This window comes from Methyloversatilis sp. NSM2, from assembly GCF_038066675.1.
Lineage (GTDB): Bacteria > Pseudomonadota > Gammaproteobacteria > Burkholderiales > Rhodocyclaceae > Methyloversatilis > Methyloversatilis discipulorum_A.
Genome location: NZ_JBBUKV010000004.1, coordinates 237,395 through 255,962, shown reverse-complemented (window position 1 = coordinate 255,962; position 18,568 = coordinate 237,395). Strand labels below are relative to the sequence as shown.

General features: G+C 67.3%; 17 protein-coding genes. 11 read left to right on the top strand and 6 right to left on the bottom strand.

The genetic code is table 11. The annotated features are described in order from the left end of the window. Positions 1-36: 36 nt before the first annotated feature. Positions 37-1,194 (bottom strand): hypothetical protein, encoded by a 1,158-nt coding sequence (locus tag WJU27_RS08880; RefSeq protein WP_341421886.1) that lies wholly within the window; start codon positions 1,192-1,194, stop codon positions 37-39. A 343-nt stretch (positions 1,195-1,537) separates the two neighbouring features. Between WJU27_RS08880 and WJU27_RS08875 the strand changes: the two genes are divergently transcribed. Next, a complete protein-coding gene (locus WJU27_RS08875) occupies positions 1,538-2,101 on the top strand; it encodes a chlorite dismutase family protein (protein WP_341421885.1) in 564 nt (187 codons plus the stop codon). A 25-nt stretch (positions 2,102-2,126) separates the two neighbouring features. On the opposite strand, the gene WJU27_RS08870 is transcribed toward WJU27_RS08875, so the two are convergent. Continuing rightward, positions 2,127-3,305, bottom strand: coding sequence for a DUF3047 domain-containing protein (locus WJU27_RS08870; RefSeq protein WP_341421884.1), 1,179 nt, complete (start codon positions 3,303-3,305; stop codon positions 2,127-2,129). Positions 3,306-3,530: 225 nt separating this feature from the next. Here WJU27_RS08870 and WJU27_RS08865 point away from each other — a divergent pair, with 225 nt between their 5' ends. Genes WJU27_RS08865 through trmB form a run of 6 tightly spaced genes read left to right on the top strand, consistent with a single transcriptional unit; the run spans position 3,531 to position 9,209 of the window. After that, positions 3,531-4,562: a polysialyltransferase family glycosyltransferase gene (locus WJU27_RS08865; RefSeq protein WP_341421883.1), complete on the top strand. Its 1,032-nt coding sequence runs from the start codon at positions 3,531-3,533 to the stop codon at positions 4,560-4,562. Continuing rightward, positions 4,559-5,782 carry an O-antigen ligase family protein gene (locus tag WJU27_RS08860; protein WP_341421882.1) on the top strand — a complete coding sequence of 408 codons (1,224 nt, stop codon included), beginning with the start codon at positions 4,559-4,561 and terminating at the stop codon, positions 5,780-5,782. Before WJU27_RS08865 ends, WJU27_RS08860 begins: the two co-directional genes overlap by 4 nt. Then, a complete protein-coding gene (locus WJU27_RS08855) occupies positions 5,779-6,813 on the top strand; it encodes a glycosyltransferase family 9 protein (RefSeq protein ID WP_341421881.1) in 1,035 nt (344 codons plus the stop codon). The genes WJU27_RS08860 and WJU27_RS08855 overlap by 4 nt, the downstream gene beginning before the upstream one ends. Next, entirely contained in the window at positions 6,810-7,895 is a 1,086-nt protein-coding gene (locus WJU27_RS08850) for a glycosyltransferase (protein ID WP_341421880.1), read from the top strand. Before WJU27_RS08855 ends, WJU27_RS08850 begins: the two co-directional genes overlap by 4 nt. 13 nt (positions 7,896-7,908) lie before the next feature. Next, positions 7,909-8,553: a hypothetical protein gene (locus WJU27_RS08845; protein ID WP_020164104.1), complete on the top strand. Its 645-nt coding sequence runs from the start codon at positions 7,909-7,911 to the stop codon at positions 8,551-8,553. Continuing rightward, complete coding sequence (gene trmB, locus WJU27_RS08840; RefSeq protein WP_341421879.1) at positions 8,550-9,209, top strand: tRNA (guanine(46)-N(7))-methyltransferase TrmB; 660 nt, start codon at positions 8,550-8,552, stop codon at positions 9,207-9,209. The genes WJU27_RS08845 and trmB overlap by 4 nt, the downstream gene beginning before the upstream one ends. Positions 9,210-9,280: 71 nt before the next feature. On the opposite strand, the gene WJU27_RS08835 is transcribed toward trmB, so the two are convergent. Beyond that, positions 9,281-9,667: a hypothetical protein gene (locus WJU27_RS08835; RefSeq protein WP_020164107.1), complete on the bottom strand. Its 387-nt coding sequence runs from the start codon at positions 9,665-9,667 to the stop codon at positions 9,281-9,283. Between the two features lie 295 nt (positions 9,668-9,962). Here WJU27_RS08835 and WJU27_RS08830 point away from each other — a divergent pair, with 295 nt between their 5' ends. Continuing rightward, a complete protein-coding gene (locus WJU27_RS08830; RefSeq protein ID WP_341421878.1) occupies positions 9,963-10,271 on the top strand; it encodes a YkgJ family cysteine cluster protein in 309 nt (102 codons plus the stop codon). A gap of 75 nt (positions 10,272-10,346) precedes the next feature. Here WJU27_RS08830 and murB read toward each other — a convergent pair whose 3' ends face one another. Then, positions 10,347-11,372, bottom strand: coding sequence for a UDP-N-acetylmuramate dehydrogenase (gene murB / locus WJU27_RS08825; protein WP_341421877.1), 1,026 nt, complete (start codon positions 11,370-11,372; stop codon positions 10,347-10,349). Positions 11,373-11,694: 322 nt separating this feature from the next. Here murB and acnB point away from each other — a divergent pair, with 322 nt between their 5' ends. Together acnB and WJU27_RS08815 are read left to right on the top strand one after the other, a co-directional pair. After that, positions 11,695-14,286, top strand: coding sequence for a bifunctional aconitate hydratase 2/2-methylisocitrate dehydratase (gene acnB / locus WJU27_RS08820; RefSeq protein ID WP_341421876.1), 2,592 nt, complete (start codon positions 11,695-11,697; stop codon positions 14,284-14,286). A 219-nt stretch (positions 14,287-14,505) separates the two neighbouring features. Next, entirely contained in the window at positions 14,506-15,306 is an 801-nt protein-coding gene (locus WJU27_RS08815) for a response regulator (protein ID WP_296810290.1), read from the top strand. A gap of 7 nt (positions 15,307-15,313) precedes the next feature. Here the strand turns inward: WJU27_RS08815 and WJU27_RS08810 are convergent, their stop codons facing one another. Next, on the bottom strand, positions 15,314-16,396 hold the full coding sequence (locus tag WJU27_RS08810; RefSeq protein ID WP_341421875.1) for a 3-deoxy-7-phosphoheptulonate synthase: 1,083 nt from the start codon (positions 16,394-16,396) through the stop codon (positions 15,314-15,316). 97 nt (positions 16,397-16,493) lie between these two features. Beyond that, entirely contained in the window at positions 16,494-17,615 is a 1,122-nt protein-coding gene (locus tag WJU27_RS08805; RefSeq protein WP_341421874.1) for a PQQ-dependent sugar dehydrogenase, read from the bottom strand. 60 nt (positions 17,616-17,675) lie between these two features. Here WJU27_RS08805 and WJU27_RS08800 point away from each other — a divergent pair, with 60 nt between their 5' ends. Beyond that, complete coding sequence (locus WJU27_RS08800; protein WP_341421873.1) at positions 17,676-18,527, top strand: endonuclease/exonuclease/phosphatase family protein; 852 nt, start codon at positions 17,676-17,678, stop codon at positions 18,525-18,527. Positions 18,528-18,568: the final 41 nt, after the last annotated feature.

Here is an 18,568-nt window from a genome sequence, read left to right as displayed (position 1 = left end):
AATCGCGAACGGCGTATGCAGCGCATGTGGCACGGCCTAGTACAGCAGCTGCAGGCCCAGCACGAAGCGGTCGAGCGATGTGGCGCCCTGCGTTTTCGCACTCGAGTACACCGCGGTGAGGCGCGCGTTGTGACCCGATATGACGTAGTTCGTACCGACGTCCCACTGTTCGGCGCGCGCGCCGGCGTCCGGATCCAGGCGCTGGAAGCGCACATAGGGCTGAAAGCGGCCGGGGCCGACCGCGTGCGGGATCAGGTAGCCGACGGTGAGCAGCGCGGCATCCGCCTGCAGCGCACCGCCGCAGTTGCTCACCCGCGAACACAGCGGGTCGGCGGGCGCCACGTCGGCCACGCCGTCGGTGTCGTAGTCGTACCACGCGGCCTCGACGGTGAGCACACCGCCGGAGCGCAGGCGCGTCTCGTACAGCGCGTCGACGTTCCACGCGCGGTAGTCGCCGCGGGCGCCGGCCACACCGACGCCGTCCTTCTGGCTCATCAGCGCGGCGCCCAGCGTGAACACCTCCTTGTCGCCGTAATAGGTGCTGGTGCCGTAGTAGCCGGGTTCCGGGTCGAGGAAGCTCCAGGCGAAGCGGGCCGCGAACAGCGGCTCACTGGAGGCATTCGACAGACCGCCGCCGCGGTTCTTGCCCTCGAACACGCCGACGCTGTAGAGCAGCCGGTCGGCGTACAGATTGCCCCACAGCAGCACGCCGTCGTCACGACCGGTGAAGGCGTTCGGATAGAGCGACACGAAAGGATAGCCCCACACGTTGGCGAACTGATTGCCCGCCATGTTCGAGCGGTCGGTCGGCGGCACCAGCCGGCCTGCCCACAGGTTCAGCCCCTCTGCCAGCTCGAACTGCAGGATGGCGTCGAGCAGCTGCATGTCCTTCGCCGGCGGGCGTTCGAAGGTGAGCGTGGCGCCGACGCGCCGGCTGAATTTCGCCGACGACAGCAGGCGGACCGAATCCAGCGTGAAGCCGCTGTCGTGCGCACTGCCGCCGGCCGGGCGCGCCTCTTCGGCATTGACGTAGGAGGCGCGCAGCCACAGGCCGAGCGTCAGCGAGCTGTCGCCGGAGCCCTGCAAAGTCATCTGGGCGTCAGCAGTGCTGGCGCAGAGCAGCGCGGCGCTGGTGAGCAGCGCCTGGCTGGAAGGCAGCGTCCATCGCAGACGCGTGAAGCGGCGGAAGGTCATGGTGGCGATCCTGAACGGTGGCGCAGGGCTGGCAGCAGCCAGGCGCGCGGGTGGCGTCGGGAGTCCGGTATCCGGAGTGCGGCGTCCGGAATCCGGTCGTGTCGTCTGGCCGCGATCGCACGGGGGGGCGTTGCGGCAGCGCCGACAGGGCAAGGATGTTTGCCGCGTCGGTAAGCCGTTTCCGCACCGATGTGGTGCATTCAGGCGGCGAATTTCTCCGCCATCGGGCGTTCGGCGACCCACTGCAAGGTGCAAGGCCAGTGCCAGGCGGGCATGGCTGATGCATGCAGACCCACGCGACGATCGCCTTTCCGCCTGATCGTCCCCCGAACCGGAGTCAGCCATGACAGAACGCCTATGGACTTTCGCCGCCGGTGCCGACGGCCCCTGGCGCATTACCGAGGTACGCGCCGTCATCGGCGAAGCGCTGGCCGAAGCGCCGCGTCTCGACCGCATCGCCGGCGATGCAGCGCGCAGCGGCCTGTGGTCGCTGCGCGGCATCACCAGCAACGAGCGCTACGTCACCCGTGACGAGAAACAGACGCTGACCGCCGCGTCACCGTCGCTCGGCCGCAGCGGTGCGGCCTGCGCCGTACTGATCCCGATCCGCAAGTCGGCGGCCTGGTGGGCGCTGGCGCAGGACGAGCGGCGCGCCATCATGGAAGAGCAGTCACACCACATCGCGCACGGTCTGCGCGTGTTGCCCGCGGTGGCGCGGCGGCTGCATCACTGCCGCGACCTGTCGCCGGACGAGCCCTTCGATTTCCTGACCTGGTTCGAATTCGCGCCGGAACACGAAGCGGCGTTCGACGCGCTGCTGGACGTGCTGCGGGCGTCGCCCGAATGGGCCTACGTCGAGCGCGAGTTCGAGGTGCGGGCGCGGGTGGACATGGGGCCGGAGAACTGAGTCCGCCGGCCCCCTGGATGCCGCACTACCAGACGGCGAGGTCGGTGCCGCCCGCGCCGATCCGGATGTCGCCGAACTGGGCGCGCCCTTCGCCGCGTCCGAACACGCTGTTGGCGATCAGCCACACACGCACGATGCGTTGCGGCGGCGGCCCGCCGACCGCCTTCGCGTAGTCCTGCAGCACATTGCGCGACTCGTTCAGCCAGCGGCCGAGGTCGGTGTTGCCGGAGCGCGCCACGACATGGGTTTCGCGGTCCTTCCAGCCGGGCAGCGGGCAGCGGAAGGTTTCGCCGACCGGCAGCGCGCTGCTCCACAGATAGGTCAGATCCTGCCCGTTGTCGAATTCGACCGCGATGCTGATGTAGTCGTGCGTGATCACGCTGTTCTCGGCCTGTTTGCCCGGCAACTGGTCCACCCGCCACGACCACTTGAGCTCGGTGTCTTGCGTCAATGCGACCTCGGCCGGTTTCTGCAGGATGGCGACGTCGTTGCGCGTGTGCGCGTGCATGCGGCGCTTCGGGCCGCCGTCGTCGTCGCTGGCGCGGACCTCGCGGAAGATTTCCGCCGGGCCCAGTTCCCACAGGTACTGCCAGCCGTCGGGCGCGACGGGTGGCGACTGCAGACGGGCCAGGGCTGGCGCCGCCCAGTCGGGCGCAGCCGGATGCAGGGCCAGTGCCGCGAGGGTGGCCGCGACGTCGGCATCCGGTGCCCAACGGATCAGCGCCACGCTGACGCCGCCGCCTGTGTCGGGGCTGGCGGGCTGCGCCTCACCCTGGTAGCGGCCCCTCGCGTCGAGCCAGCGGGTGGGCAGGTTCTTCAACTGCACGGTGCCGTTCTCCGCGGCGGTGAAGGTATCGGTGGCGTCGAGGCCGCGCGAGATCGCTCCGTTCTCGCCGATGCGACGCCACAGCTGGAGGGGCGCTTCGAGCGAAATATCGTAGTGACGCGACAGCCAAACGCGCCCCTGCAGCAGCACGGTCACCCGATCGCCGGCCTTCACCGGGAAGCCGCTGTCCAGCCAGGGCGTGTGTTCCGCGCCAAGGTAGAGCACCTTCATGCCGGTAACCGCGCCGTCGGCCAGCGGCGCAACGGCCGTCTTCACCGCTTCCTCGAAGCGCTCGTGGGCGGACTGCGCGCCCGCACTGCCGGCGGCCGCTACCGCCAGGCTCAGCACGAGGCTGCGCCACAGATGTTTCATCGTCATTCCGTTTCCTTCCTCATTGGCCGTGCAATGCCGCACGCATGAAGGGTGGCAGCAATTGCGCGCTGAAGGCAGGGCTGTACAGAGGGCGGGGCGCCGTTCCCGGCGATGCGGATGGAAGATGCCTGCTTCGCGGCCAGCGCAGGCGTGGGGTGGTGCGGACATCACGTCCACCTGCTCAAACAAGTAACATCACGCCTTCGCAAATTTCCCACACCGCCTTCCGGCATGTCCGTTTCCGGCTCCGTCGCCCTCTATTTCGTCGCTTCGCCGCTGCAGTACCTCGCCGCCCGGCGCATTGCGCAGGCGTTCGAGCCCGGCGCACGGCAGGTGCTGGTCTGGTACAAGCCGGGCATGAAGTCGGCCGTCGATCCGGCCGAATGGGACGCGTGTACCTATATGCCGTGGCCGCGCTGGGAGCCGCTGCCCGGCGCTTTTGGCCGGCATCGGCGGCTGCGCGCCAACATCGGTCTGGTGAGCGGGCTGGTCGGGCAGTGCGAGCGCCTGATCGTCCACAGCGCGGTGTTCGATACCGAGGCGATCAATTACTTCCTGCACGCCTTGCCGCGCGCGGTCGGCGCGCGCGAAATGCGTGCGCGCATCCTGCCCGACGGCCTGATCTCGATCCGCCGTTATCCGCTGAGTTTCACGAAAAGACTGGCGCAGCGCGTGCGGCTGCTGCGCAGCCTGTTCGCACCGGAACTGCGCTATACCTGTTTTTCCGGCGACCGCATCGGCTCGGATGCGCCGTTCTGTGACCGCATCTACGTGTTGCCCGGGCTGCCGCACGAGTACCCGGCCGACAAGGTGGTGGTGCTGCCACCGCTGGTCGATGCGCCAGCGCCGGCTGCGGACGACACGGTGCGTCGCGCGCTGGTGGTGGGGCAGCCACTGACCGGCTTCGGGCTGATGAGCGCCGCCGACGTGGCGGCGACCACGGTACGCATACGCGACTGGCTGGCGGCGCAGGGAATCACCGATATCGACTACAAGGCGCACCCGAAGGATGCGGGACACGAACTGCGTCATCCCGACTACCGGCTCATCGAGCCGGACTGCGCACTGGAGGTTCATATGGCGCGCACCCCTTACGCCGCGGTGGTCGGTGTGCGCTCGACAGCGCTGCTGATCGCGCGGCAGATCTACGCACCCGAAGTGCGCGTGCGCGCTTTCGGCTGGCCAGCGGTGAACTTCAAGACACCGGATGAACGGAAGGACATGAGGACGACTTTCGAGCAGTGCGGCGTGGAGATCGAATGAACTTCACCAATTTCCGCGCGCGGATACCCGCGATCAATTCATGGCTGCTGGCGGGCGTGTTCTTCTCGATACCGCTCACGGTAGCGCCTGCCTACTGGTTCAGCGCGCTCATTCTCATCCTCTGGCTGATCGAGGGACGCTACAGCGCGAAGCTGCGTGCGTTGGGGGCCGAGCCGCTGGTATGGATATTCGCCGCCTACTACGGAGTGTTTCTGCTGTCCTTGCTGTGGACAGCGGATCTGGAGTGGGGGCGACGCATGAGTGGACGTCAGGGCTTCTTTCTGTTGTTTGCGCTCTATTTCAGCGTGGCGAGGCGCGAGCATTTCGGTCGCTATGTATCGGCCTTCCTGCTGTCGATCGCGATGTGCGAGCTGCTGGCTTTCTACAACTGGGCACAGTTGAACGTCTGGCCCGATCTGCCCGAGGGCATCAGGGTCGAGAAGGGTGCGGACGATACGGCACCTTTCGTCGATCGCATGATGTACACGCCAGCGCTAGCGTTGGCTGGGTACTTGGCGGGGTATCGTCTGCTGTTCGATGCGCGTGGGATTGGCCAGCGCGTGCTGTATGCAGGGCTGATCTTGGCCACCACGCTCAATCTGCTGATTGCCGGCGGACGCGCCGGGCTGCTTGGCTTCCTCGTGTTGTTGGCCTTGCTGATCTTCCAGCGTTGCGCGCGCCGCCCATTGTTGGCAGGTGTTCTGGCGACGCTGCTGGCGGGTGGATTAGTGGCGGGTGGCTATTTCGGCAGCGACTACTTCCGCGCGCGTGTCGACGCGGGTATCGACGAGGTCGTGAATTACGAACAGCGCGTCGATTCATCGATGGGTCTGCGCATCGTGTACGCGCTCAATTCGGCGCGAATGATCGCAGAGTCACCTTGGTTGGGCGTTGGCATCGGTGATTTCGAGGCCGAGTACGCGCGGATCAACGCACAACACACGCCGGACTGGACGCCGATCTACAACCCGCACAACCAGTATCTCTACGCGCAGGCCAATGCCGGCATAGCCGCCAGCCTCCTCTTGCTTGCCGTGCTGTTCTTTCCGCTGCTGCGCCGTGGGCCGGTCGATGGCAGACAGCGTATCCGGCTGGCCCTGCCGGTGCTGTTCATACCGATCTGCCTGTTTGAGTCCTATCTGATGCGCTCCAATCTGAGCCTGATGTACGTGCTCTTCCTTGCCGCCTTGTGGACCGGCGCGCGGGAGCGACCGGCTTGAAGCGCATCCTCATCGTCCGCACCTCGGCCATCGGCGACGTGGTGTTCGCGTCGCCGCTCGCAGCGGCGATCCGGCGGACGCATCCGGACGCCTTCGTCGCCTGGCTGGTCGAGCCCGGCATCGATGCGCTGATCGCGCACGATCCGAACGTCGACGCCCGCATCCTCTGGCCGAAGGCGGAGTGGACGCGGCTGTGGCGCGAACGCCGCTACGGTGAGCTGTGGCGGCGGGTGAGGGCACTGCGCGCCGAACTGCTGAGCCATCGCTTCGACACCGTGCTCGATCTGCAGGGGCTGCTGAAGAGTGGCTTTCTCGCCTGGCTGGCCGGTGCGCGCACGCGCATCGGCCTCGGTTCGCGCGAGGGGAGCCAGTGGCTGATGACGCGGGTGGTGCCGCGCGGCGGCGACATCGCGCGCATTTCGTCCGAGTACCTGCACCTGGCCGAACAGCTCGAACTGGACACCGGCGACTTCCTGCCGACGCTGCATGTGTCGGCTGACGCGGATGCGCGCGCGCACGCACTGCTGGCGGAGCACGGGCTCACGCCCGGCCGTTACGCGGTGTTCGCCGCCTTCACGACGCGGCCGCAGAAGCACTGGTTCGAGGACGCCTGGCAGGCGCTGGCACCGGCACTCGCCGCCCGAACCGGTCTGACACCGGTGCTGCTCGGCGGACCGGCCGACGCCGAGGCCGCCGCGCGCATCGCCGCCGGCGCGCCGGGGCTGGTCAATCTGGTCGGCCGCACGAAGCTGCCGGAGGCGGCCGCGCTGGTGCGCGGCGCCGGCCTGCTGGTCGGCGTCGACACCGGACTCACGCACATGGGCATTGCCTTCGCGACGCCCACCGTGGCGATCTTCGGTTCGACCTGTCCCTATACGAATACCGGTCGCACCAATGCGCGGGTGATCTGGCTGGGCCTGCACTGTTCGCCGTGCAAGCGCCGGCCGACCTGCGGCGGCGCCTACACCTGCCTGCGCGACATCACGCCGGAACGGGTGCTCGATGAGGCGGTAAAGGCGCTCGCGGCATGAAGGTGCTGCACGTCGAAGCCGGCAAGCATTACTACGGTGGTGCGCGTCAGGTCGCCTACATCGTCGAAGGACTGGCGCGGCGCGGTGTTTCCAATGTGCTGGCCTGCCCGCCAGGCGCCGGCATCGCCGCCGCCTGTGCCGGCCACGCGCAGGTGGTCGAGATGACGATGGGCGGCGATGCCGACGCCGGCATGGCGCTGCGTCTGGCTCGCCTGATCCGCGTCGAGCGGCCGGACATCGTGCATCTTCACAGCCGGCGCGGCGCCGACCTGTGGGGCGGCATCGCCGCAAAGCTGACGGGCACCCGGTGCGTGCTGTCGCGCCGCGTCGACAACCCCGAGCCGCGCTGGCTGGTTGCGCTGAAGTACCGGCTGTACGACCACGTGATCACCATTTCCGAAGGCATACGCGAGGTGCTGCTGTCGGAGGGGCTGGCCCCGCAGCGTGTGAGCTGCGTGCGCAGCGCGGTCGATGCCGCACCCTATCTGCAGCCGGTGGACGCCGCCGCCTTTCGCCGCGAATTCGGGCTGCCGGAAAACGCGCGCGTGATCGGCGTCGTGGCCCAGCTGATCGCCCGCAAGGGGCATCGCTATGTGATCGAAGCGATGACGGCGCTGCGGGCAAGTCACCCCGACGTGCGGGTGATCTTCTTCGGGCAGGGGCCGTTGCGCGAGGAACTGGAAGGCGAGGTGGCGGAGCGCGGATTGACGGAGGTCATCCGCTTCGCCGGCTTCCGCACCGACCTGCCGCGCTGGCTGGGCGGGCTCGACATCCTCGCGCATCCGGCCGACATGGAAGGGCTGGGCGTGTCGCTGCTGCAGGCTTCGGCCGCCGCGGTGCCCATCGTCACTTCACGCGCCGGCGGACTGCCGGAAGCCGTCGCCGACGGCGTCAGCGGACTGCTGATTCCGCCGGGCAACGTGGCCGCGCTGACCGCGGTGCTGGCACGTCTGCTCGACGACGCCGGATTGCGCCGACGTTTGGGCGAGGCGGGCAGGGCACGCATACTGGCGGAGTTTTCGGTGGATGCGATGGTCGAGGGCAATCTCGCCGTCTATCGCCGGCTGCTTTCACACAACTGAATACGGATACGACATGACGACGACTGACCGCCGCATCGTGTGGCTGCTGATCGCCTACACGCTGATGCTCGCACTGCTCCCGCTGGTGCTGAACGAGCAGGCCTTTCAATGGACCTTCTCCGAGGTGGGGCCCTTCGAGCAGCTGTCCATCGCCGGCTGGCTGGGCACCGCCGTCATCGTGCTGCTGCGCATCCGCCCGCTGCGCGCGCGCGCCTGGGCCTTCGCGCTGCTGTGCCTGGCGTTTGCCGCGCGCGAGGCGGACTGGCACAAGCTGTTCACCGGCGAAAGCTTCCTGAAGAACAGCTTCTACCGTGACGCGGCGCGTCCCTTCGAGGAAAAGCTGATCTGCGGTGCGATCGCCCTCTTCCTGGTGGCACTGGTGCTGTACGCCGGTCTGGTGATCGCGCGCTTCCTGTTCCTGCAGGGTGGCTGGCGTTCGCGGTCCGGCGCCTGGCTGATGGCCGGCACCGCGCTGGTCGTGGTCGGCAAGCTGATCGACCGTCTGCCGGCCGTGCTGTCGGTGGATTACGGCATCGAACTGGGCCCGCTGACCAAGCACTACTCGGCGGCCTTCGAGGAAGGGCTGGAAATGGCGCATCCATTGATACTGGCGTGGTCGGTGTGGATCAGTCAGACCGGGCGGCGTTACCTGTCGTGAGTGATCTGCGCGGCTGTTCGCGCGTGCCGGCGAGTGCGCAGACCGGGCCGCACGAACAGCTCGCGGCGCTGATCGAACGCCGCCGCGGGCAGGTTTTCCGCAAGCCGGTCGCCCCCTACAGTGCAGAGGCGTTCGCGCGATTCTCGGCCGTCTGTCCGCCGGGCGCGCCGCTCATCGTCGACAGCTGCTGCGGTGTCGGCGAAAGCACCTTGCATCTGGCCGAACGCTTTCCCGGTCATTTCGTGCTCGGCGTGGACCAGTCGGCCGACCGCCTGTCGCGCGCCCCGGCACTGCCGTTCAATGCACTGCTGCTGCGTGCGGACATGGCGGACATCTGGCGTCTGCTGCATGAAGCTGCTTATCGGCCGGCGCGCCAGTACATGCTGTATCCGAATCCGTGGCCCAAGATCGGGCAACTGGCGCGGCGCTGGCCGGCGCATCCGGTGTTTCCGCGGGTGCTCGCGCTGGGCGGCAGCATCGAATGCCGCAGCAACTGGCGCGTGTACGTCGAAGAGTTCGCTCTGGCAGTCAAACTGATCACGGGCATCGATGCCTGCGTCGACGAATATGTCCCGTCGATGCCGATCACGCCGTTCGAACGGAAGTATCTGGCGAGCGGGCACGCGCTGTACCGCTGCGGTGTGCATGCAGGTTGACGACAACGGGCGGATCGCCGATGGCGATCCGCCCGTGCGCAACCGCATCTGGCGCGGTCACAGCTGCGTCATCAGTTCACGTTGAAAGGCACGAAGTCCGGATCAGCCGGCGCCGCCGGTGCGATCGGGCTCGGGCGCTGGGTGATTTCGGCCCACGCCTGTTCCGGATTGCCACCGCGCGCCTGCTGCGCCTCGGCGGCGCGGTGCCAGCCGGTGTCGTTCGGATAGTCGTCGCTGCGGTACAGCGGGTCCGCCGCGGCGGCGGGTGCAACCGGCGTCGGGCGGGCGGTCACCGCGTTGCGGGCGTCGACTGCGTCGCTCGTCATCGCGCCCTGACTGCCAGCGGGCAGGGATTCGACCGTGTCGTTCATGTGCTCGGTCGGGTAGGTGGTTTCGGCCATCGCGCCGGCGGACGTGATTACGAAGGCGGCGGTAACGAAGGTCTTGAGGACGGTCATTGCAGTCTCCTTGGATAGCGTGGATAGCGGATACCGGGATCGGCATCCATGGACTGCAGTGTCGACGCTGGCGGCCCGGCCGGCTGTCGGCGGGAGGGCAGCCGCTGTAGGCGCCATGCCTGTGCGTGTAGGAAGCTGGAAGGGTCCTGGTCACCGATGATGTGCCGGCGACCTCGGCGAGATCGCACTGCCGGGGCGGCATACGCCGCGCCCTGTCGTCGACGGACGCGCTGTCGGACAATGTCGGAACATCGGATCGGCGCGAGGTGCGCGATCCACACCTATCCGGAGCGTCATGGACTACAACTGTGTCGAATGCGGCGCGTGCTGCGCCAGCTTCCGTGTCGATTTCCATCCGTCGGACGGCGAGGCGCAGGGCGGGCGTGTGCCCGAGGGTCTTTACGACGAACTGAACGTATCGATCGCCCGCATGCGCGGCACCGACGACGCCCAGCCGCGTTGTCGCGCGCTGCGCGGGCGGATCGGCGAGCAGGTGAGCTGTTTCATCTACGACGAGCGGCCCGACCCCTGTCGCGAGTTCGAGGCAGGTTCGGAAGCCTGCCTGCGTGCGCGGCGCCGGCATGGGCTGGCGGAGGTGGCCTGACGCATAAGCCAGCCGGTGGAGCGCCTTGCGTGGTTCTTGTGGGAGCTTGCTCGCGCTAGCGGCGTGGGCGGACGTTCAGCCGACGATCAGTGGCTCGGGTTCGATGTCGACCCCGAAACGCTCACGCACGCTGGCCTGGATGTCTGCGGCCAGCTTCAGCAATTGATCGGCGGTCGCCTGACCGTGATTCACCAGCACCAGCGCCTGCCTGTCATGTACACCGGCGTCGCCGCGCCGCGTCCCCTTCCAGCCGCAACGGTCGATGAACCAGGCCGCGGCGAATTTCACCGCGCCGTCGGTCGCCGGGTAGTGCGGCGCGTCCGGGTGCGCGGCGAGCAGGCGCGCGGCTTCGTCGGCGGGCAGTACCGGATTGCGGAAGAAGCTGCCGGCGTTGCCGATCACGGCTGGGTCCGGCAACTTGGCGCGGCGCACCGCGCACACGGCGTCGAACACGTCGCGCGGGGTGGGGCTGGTGACGCCGCAGGCTGCCAGTTCGCGCTGCAGATCGGCGTAATCCGCACGCACCTCGGGTCGCGTGCTCAGCCGGAACACGACGCGGGTGATGATGGCGCGGCCGGCCAGGCGACGCTTGAACACGCTGTCGCGGTAGCTCATCGCGCAGTCGGCAACCGTCAGATCAAGCCAGCGCCGGTCCTGCATGTCCCAGGCTTCGACGCGCTCCAGCCGGTCGACCAGTTCGACACCGTAGGCGCCGATGTTCTGGACCGGTGCGGCACCGACGGTGCCGGGAATGAGAGCAAGGTTCTCCAGGCCGTACCAGCCCTGGTCGAGCGCGTGACCGACCCAATCGTGCCAGTTTTCGCCGACGGCGACGGCGACGCGGACCGTGCAGCCGTCGTGCGCCAGCAGTTCGATGCCGCGCGTGCGCATCTGCAGCACGGTGCCCGGAAAGTCGGCCGCGAACACGATGTTGCTGCCGCCGCCGAGGACCAGGATGCGCTCGCCACGCTGCAGCAGCGCCTCGGTCAGCGACGGCAGATCGGTCGCGTCGTCCACCGGCTGCAGACGCGCCGCACGGGCGGGCAGATGCAGCGTGTTCAGATCGCGCAGGTCGGCGTCGGGAAGGGCAGGGGCAATCATGACGAGCCGTGAGTCGGGTCGCGAAGCGCTGGCGCTGGGGCGCGCAGTATAGCCAGCGGGCTGCGCTGCGGCATGGTGGGCGGCTTGGCTTGAAAACGAATAAAAGATATCATATATAAGACTTGAACCGCCTTCGCGCGCAGTGGATTTTGCGCTGCGCCATGCAAGGTTGCGGTCGTCGGCAAGGTGCAGATTCAAAAGCACTTTTTCGAGGCTGCTTCGGTGCAAGCCGCGGCTTTTCAGTCCGCGTCTTCGTGCGACGCACCATCAAGACGGTGTGTCGTTCTATGATGCGGTATACCCGTCTACCGGAGGACTCACCGTGCTTGAAGCTTACCGTGCCCATGCCGCCGAACGCGCTGCGCTCGGCATCCCGCCGCTCGCCCTCGATGCGAAGCAGACTGCTGAACTGATCGAGCTGATCAAGAACCCGCCTGCCGGCGAGGAAGCCTTCCTGCTCGACCTGCTGACCCATCGCGTGCCGCCGGGCGTGGACGACGCCGCCAAGGTGAAGGCCTCCTTCCTGGCCGCCGTGGCGCACGGTGACGTCAAGGTCGCACTGATTTCCAAGGCCAAGGCTACCGAACTGCTGGGCACCATGGTGGGCGGCTACAACGTGAAGCCGCTGATCGACCTGCTGGACGACGCAGAAGTCGCCGCGGTTGCCGCCGAGGGCCTGAAGAAGACCCTGCTGATGTTCGACTACTTCCACGATGTCGCCGAGAAGGCGAAGGCCGGCAACGCCAAGGCCAAGGAAGTGGTGCAGTCCTGGGCCGACGGCGAGTGGTTCACCAGCCGTCCGGAAGTGCCGAAGTCGATCACCGTCACCGTGTTCAAGGTGCCGGGCGAAACCAATACCGACGATCTGTCGCCGGCGCCGGACGCGACCACCCGCCCGGACATCCCGATGCACTACCTGGCGATGCTGAAGAACACCCGCCCGGATGCGGCCTTCAAGCCGGAGAAGGACGGCGTGCGCGGCCCGATGCAGTTCATCGACGACCTGAAGAAGAAGGGCCACCTGGTCGCCTACGTCGGCGACGTGGTCGGCACCGGCTCGTCGCGCAAGTCGGCGACCAACTCGGTCATCTGGGCCACCGGCCAGGACATCCCCTTCGTACCGAACAAGCGCTTCGGCGGCGTCACGCTGGGCGGCAAGATCGCCCCCATCTTCTTCAATACGCAGGAAGACTCCGGCTCGCTGCCGATCGAAGTCGACGTGTCGAAGCTGGAAATGGGCGACGTGATCGACGTGCTGCCGTACGACGGCAAGATCACGAAGAACGGCGAAACGGTCGCCGAGTTCGCGCTGAAGAGCGAAGTGCTGCTGGACGAAGTGCGCGCCGGTGGCCGCATCAACCTCATCATCGGCCGTTCGCTGACCGCCAAGGCGCGTGATTTCCTCGGTCTGGGCGCATCGACGCTGTTCCGCCTGCCGAAGGCGCCGGTCGACACCGGCAAGGGCTACACGCTGGCGCAGAAGATGGTCGGTCGCGCCTGTGGCCTGCCGGAAGGCAAGGGCATCCGTCCGGGCACCTACTGCGAACCGAAGATGACCACGGTCGGCTCGCAGGACACCACCGGCCCGATGACCCGCGACGAACTGAAGGATCTGGCCTGCCTCGGCTTCTCGGCCGACCTCGTCATGCAGTCCTTCTGCCACACCGCCGCCTATCCGAAGCCGGTGGACGTGAAGATGCACCGCGAACTGCCGGCCTTCATCTCGAACCGCGGTGGCGTTGCGCTGCGTCCGGGTGACGGCGTGATCCACTCCTGGCTGAACCGCCTGCTGCTGCCGGATACCGTCGGCACCGGTGGTGACTCGCACACCCGTTTCCCGATCGGCATTTCCTTCCCGGCCGGTTCCGGTCTGGTCGCCTTCGGTGCGGCCACCGGCGTGATGCCGCTGGACATGCCGGAATCGGTGCTGGTGCGCTTCAAGGGCACGATGCAGCCGGGCGTCACGCTGCGTGACCTGGTGCATGCGATTCCGCTGTACGCGATCAAGGCCGGTCTGCTGACCGTGGCCAAGCAGGGCAAGAAGAACGTGTTCTCCGGCCGCATCCTCGAAATCGAAGGTCTGCCGGATCTGAAGGTCGAACAGGCCTTCGAACTGTCGGACGCCTCGGCCGAGCGTTCGGCCGCCGGCTGCACGATCAAGCTGAACAAGGAGCCGGTGCAGGAATACCTGCGTTCGAACATCGTTCTGATGAAGAACATGATCGTCAACGGCTACCAGGATGCCCGCACGCTGGAGCGCCGCATCAAGTCGGTCGAAGCCTGGCTGGCCGATCCGCAGCTGCTGGAAGCCGACAAGGACGCCGAATACGCGGCCGTGATCGAGATCGACCTGAACGACATCAAGGAACCCATCGTCTGCTGCCCGAACGATCCGGACGACGCCAAGTTCATGTCCGAGGTTGCCGGCACGAAGATCGACGAAGTGTTCATCGGCTCCTGCATGACCAACATCGGCCACTTCCGTGCCGCCGGCAAGCTGCTGGAAGGCAAGAAGGACATTCCGGTGCGCCTGTGGATCGCCCCGCCGACCAAGATGGACGCCTCCGAACTGACCAAGGAAGGCTATTACGCCACCCTGGGCGGCGCCGGTGCGCGAATGGAAATGCCGGGCTGCTCGCTGTGCATGGGCAACCAGGCGCAGATCAAGGAAGGCAGTACCGCGATGTCGACCTCGACCCGCAACTTCCCGAACCGTCTGGGCAAGAACACCAATGTGTTCCTCGGCTCGGCCGAACTGTCGGCGATCTGCTCGAAGCTGGGCCGCATCCCGACCCGCGAGGAGTACCTGGCGGAAATCGGCGTCGTCACCAAGGACGCCGACAAGGTCTATAAGTACATGAACTTCGACCAGATCGAAGAGTACGCAGAGACCGCGAAGGAAGTGGCGGTCTGACCGTTGCCGCAGCACGCAGTGAAGACGGCCCGCAACCGCGGGCCGTTTTTTTTGCCTGTCGCACCGCGATTCCGGCGCCACGGCGGCGGCCGGACGGGCGTCTCGCGGCGAAATGCCGCGGCGAAGCGCATCGGCGGGAGGCGTGCGTCACGAAGCGCCGCTCATGTTGCAGCGCGATGGTGCCGTCAAGAACAGGACCGAATCCTGCGGGCCCCGCCCATGACGCCTGACCTGTTCAATCTCGACGTGCTGCTGGTCGAACCCTCCTCGACGCAGACACGCATCATCCGCGAGCGCGCGGCGGCGGTCGGCATCATGAAGATCCGCGAGGCCGATGGCGTGCAGTCTGCGCTGGCGGCGATGTCCGCCAAGGTGCCGGATCTGGTGATCAGTGCGCTCTACCTGCCGGACGGCGACGGCACCGAACTGGTCCAGGCGATGCGCAATACGGCCGAACTGCAGCAGGTGGCCTTCGTACTGGTGTCCAGCGAAACCCGGCCGCAGGCGCTCGATGCGGTGCGCCAGTCCGGCGTCTGCGGCATCCTGCCCAAGCCCTTCACCAGCGCGCAGCTGCAGCGGGTGCTGTCGGCAACCCTGGACTTCCTCGCCGACGACACGTCGCCGGACGAAGACATCGACTACGACGCGCTGCGCGTACTGCTGGTCGATGACAGCGGCAATGCGCGCCGCTTCATGCGCCGCGTGCTGGAGAACATGGGGCTCAGCGACATCGTCGAGGCCAGCGATGGCAGCGAAGCCGTGAAGCTGCTGGACCAGACCCTGTTCGACCTCGTCGTGACCGACTACAACATGCCGGAGATGGACGGACAGGCGCTGGTCGAATACGTGCGCCAGCAGAGCTGGCAGGCCTCGGTGCCCATCCTGATGGTGACCAGCGAATCCGACATGGGGCGCCTGGCAGCGGTCGAGCAGGCGGGCGTGTCGGGCATCTGCGACAAGCCCTTCGAGCCGGCCACCATACGCGCACTGCTGAAGAGCGCGCTGCGGCACACCGCCTGAGCAGGCCTCAGCCGGCAGCCATCCGGCGCTTCAGCGCCGGACCGGCGGTGGCGGCCAGGTCGCGCATCATGCGCTCGGTGGTCGCCCAGTCCACACAGCCATCGGTGACCGAACAGCCGTAGCGCAGTTGCGACAGGTCCTTCGGAATCGGCTGGTTGCCCGCTTCGAGGTGGCTTTCGATCATGACGCCGACGATGGAGCGGTTGCCGTCGCGGATCTGTCCCGCCACGTCGGCCAGCACCAGCGGCTGCATTTCCGGCTTCTTGAACGAGTTGGCGTGCGAACAATCGACCACGATATTGGGCGGCAGACCGGCCTTGATCAGCGCCTGTTCGGCCAGCGCGATGCTGACCGAATCGTAGTTCGGCCGACCGGCTCCGCCGCGCAGCACCAGATGACCGTGCGGATTGCCGCGCGTGCGGATGATGCTGGAGCGGCCATAACGGTTGATGCCGAGAAAGCTGTGTGGGCGCGAGGCGGAAATGATGCCGTTGATCGCCGCGTCGAGGTCGCCGTCGGTGGCGTTCTTGAAGCCCACCGGCGTCGACAGCCCGCTGGACATTTCGCGGTGCGTCTGCGATTCCGAGGTGCGCGCGCCGATCGCCGTCCATGAGATCAGATCGCCCAGATACTGCGGCGAGATCGGGTCCAGCGCCTCGGTCGCCGCCGGCAGGCCCAGTTCGGCCACGTCGAGCAGGAAGCGGCGCGCCAGGCGCATGCCTTCCTCGATCTGGAAGCTGTCGTCCATGAAAGGGTCGTTGATATAGCCCTTCCAGCCGACCGCGGTGCGCGGCTTCTCGAAATACACGCGCATCACCAGCAGCAGCGCGGGCGACAGTTCGTCCGACAGGGCGCGCAGCCGGCGTGCGTAGTCCATGCAGGCCTGCGGGTCGTGCATCGAGCAGGGGCCGACCACGACGAACAGGCGCGGATCGGTCCGCTCCAGGATGGCGCGCACCGCCTCGCGGCCGGCCCGCACGGCCGCTTTCGCCGCTTCGCTGAGCGGCGCTTCGCTCTTGATGTCGCCCGGTGCCGGCATCACTGAAAAACTCTCGATGCGGCTGTCTTCGAGTGTGGTGTCGGTGTTCATGATCAGTCTCCCCGTTTGTCATGCCAGTCAACGCCGACCGGCGCGTGCTGTCAATCGCGCCGGTCAAGGAAAGCGTGAATGGCGGGCGGAGACCGCGTCAGTGCATGGCGTGCCGGGTGCCGTTCCAGCGCACGCGGTAGATCGCGTCCGCGGCGTCGTCGGACACCAGCAGGGAACCGTCGGGCAGTACCAGCACGTCGGCCGGCCGGCCGGACACCGCGTCGTTGCGGCCGAGGAAGCCTTCGACGAAGGGGGTGTAGCTGGTGACCGTATCGCCGTCGAGCCGCGCCACCATGACGCGGTAGCCGTCGCGCACGCTGCGGTTCCACGAACCGTGCTCGGCGATGAACACCGCGCCGCGATACTCGTCCGGGAACTGCGATCCGGTGTAGAAGCGCATGCCCAGCGGCGCCACGTGGGCGCCGAGCCGCAGCACCGGCGGCGTATAGTCGGCGCACGACCGGCCCTTGCCGAATTCCGGATCGGCGATGTTGCCGCCGTGACAGTAGGGGTAACCGAAGTGCTGGCCGGCCTTGCTGACGCGGTTCAGCTCGCAGGGCGGCGTGTCGTCGCCCATCCAGTCGCGGCCGTTGTCGGTGAACCACAGCTCGCCGGTCTTCGGATGCCAGTCGAAACCTACGGTGTTGCGCACGCCGCGCGCGTAGATTTCCAGTCCGCTGCCATCCGCATTCATGCGCATGATGTTGGCAAAGCCGTCCTTGTCGCGGTCGCAGATGTTGCACGGTGCGCCGACCGGCACGTAGAGCTTGCCGTCCGGGCCGAAGGCGATGAACTTCCAGCCGTGCGCGCTCTCCTTCGGGAAGCGGTCGCTGACCAGCACCGGCTTGGGAGGCGCGGCCAGCTTGTCGTCGATGGCCGGCAGTTTGACGATGCGGTCCAGCGAGGATACATACAGGTCACCCTCGTGCCAGGCGACGCCGACCGGCATGTTCAGCTGGCTCGCAATCCTGACCGCCTTGCCGGCCTTCATCGTCGCCGGGTCGAAAGCGATGGCGCTGACATGGCCGGCGCGCGAGCCGACGTACAGCCGGCCGGGCGCGCCCAGCGTCATCGCACGCGGATTGTCGACCTGTGCCCACAGCTCTATCGTGAATCCGGGCGGCACGCGCAGCTTTTCCAGCGCGGTTTCGGCGTGGGCGAGGGCGGAGCCGAGCGCAAGCGCGCCGGCGAGCAGGAGGCTTCGTATCATGGTGGTCATCCTGTCATCAGATGCGGAATCGACCGGCCTGCGGCGCCGGTGTTCCGCAGTGGAGCGAACATGAAGCTGGTCAGCTGGAACATCCAGTGGGCGCGCGGCTGCGACGGCCGCGTCTGCACCGGGCGTATCGCCGACATCGTGCGTGCCTGGGGCGACGCCGACGTGATCTGCCTGCAGGAGGTGGCGGTCGGTTTCGACACCTTGCCCGGAATGCAGGGCGAGGACCAGGTGAAGCAGTTCCGCGCGCTGTTTCCGGACTTTACCGCGGTCTTTGCGCCGGGCAGCGACCGCCTCGGCGACGATGGCCGGCGCCTGCAGTTCGGCAACCTGACGCTGTCGCGCCTGCCTGTGCTCGCTGTCTGGCGCCGTCTGCTGCCGTGGCCGGCCGACGACAGCGTACCCGGCATGCAGCGCGCGGTGGCGGAAGTGACCGTCGCGACCCCGAGCGGACCGCTGCGCGTGCTGAACACGCACCTCGAGTACTACTCGGCAATCCAGCGCATGGCGCAGGTGGAGGCCCTGCGTGCACTGTCGGCCGAGGCGCTGGCCCACCTGCGCGCGCCACCGCGGAGCAAGGACACGAACCCGGCTTTCCTGCCGCCGCCGCGGCCCGCGGCGGCGCTGCTGTGCGGTGATTTCAACTGCGAGCCGCACAGTGCGGAACACGCGCGGCTGACTGCGCCGGCCGACGAAGCGGGCGCCGACTGGATCGATCTGTGGACGCACTGCCATGGCAACCGGCCGCATGCGCACACCGTCGGCCTGCACGGTGCCGACTGGCCCGATCATCCTTACTGCTGCGATTTCGCTCTGGCGACGCCGGCATTGCTGCCGCGCGTGATCGGCATCGATGTGAACGCCTGCACGGACGCCTCGGATCATCAGCCCCTGCGGGTGGAACTGCGCGACTGAAGCGCAGTCATCAGATCAGGACAGTTGCGGAAGGATCGTCA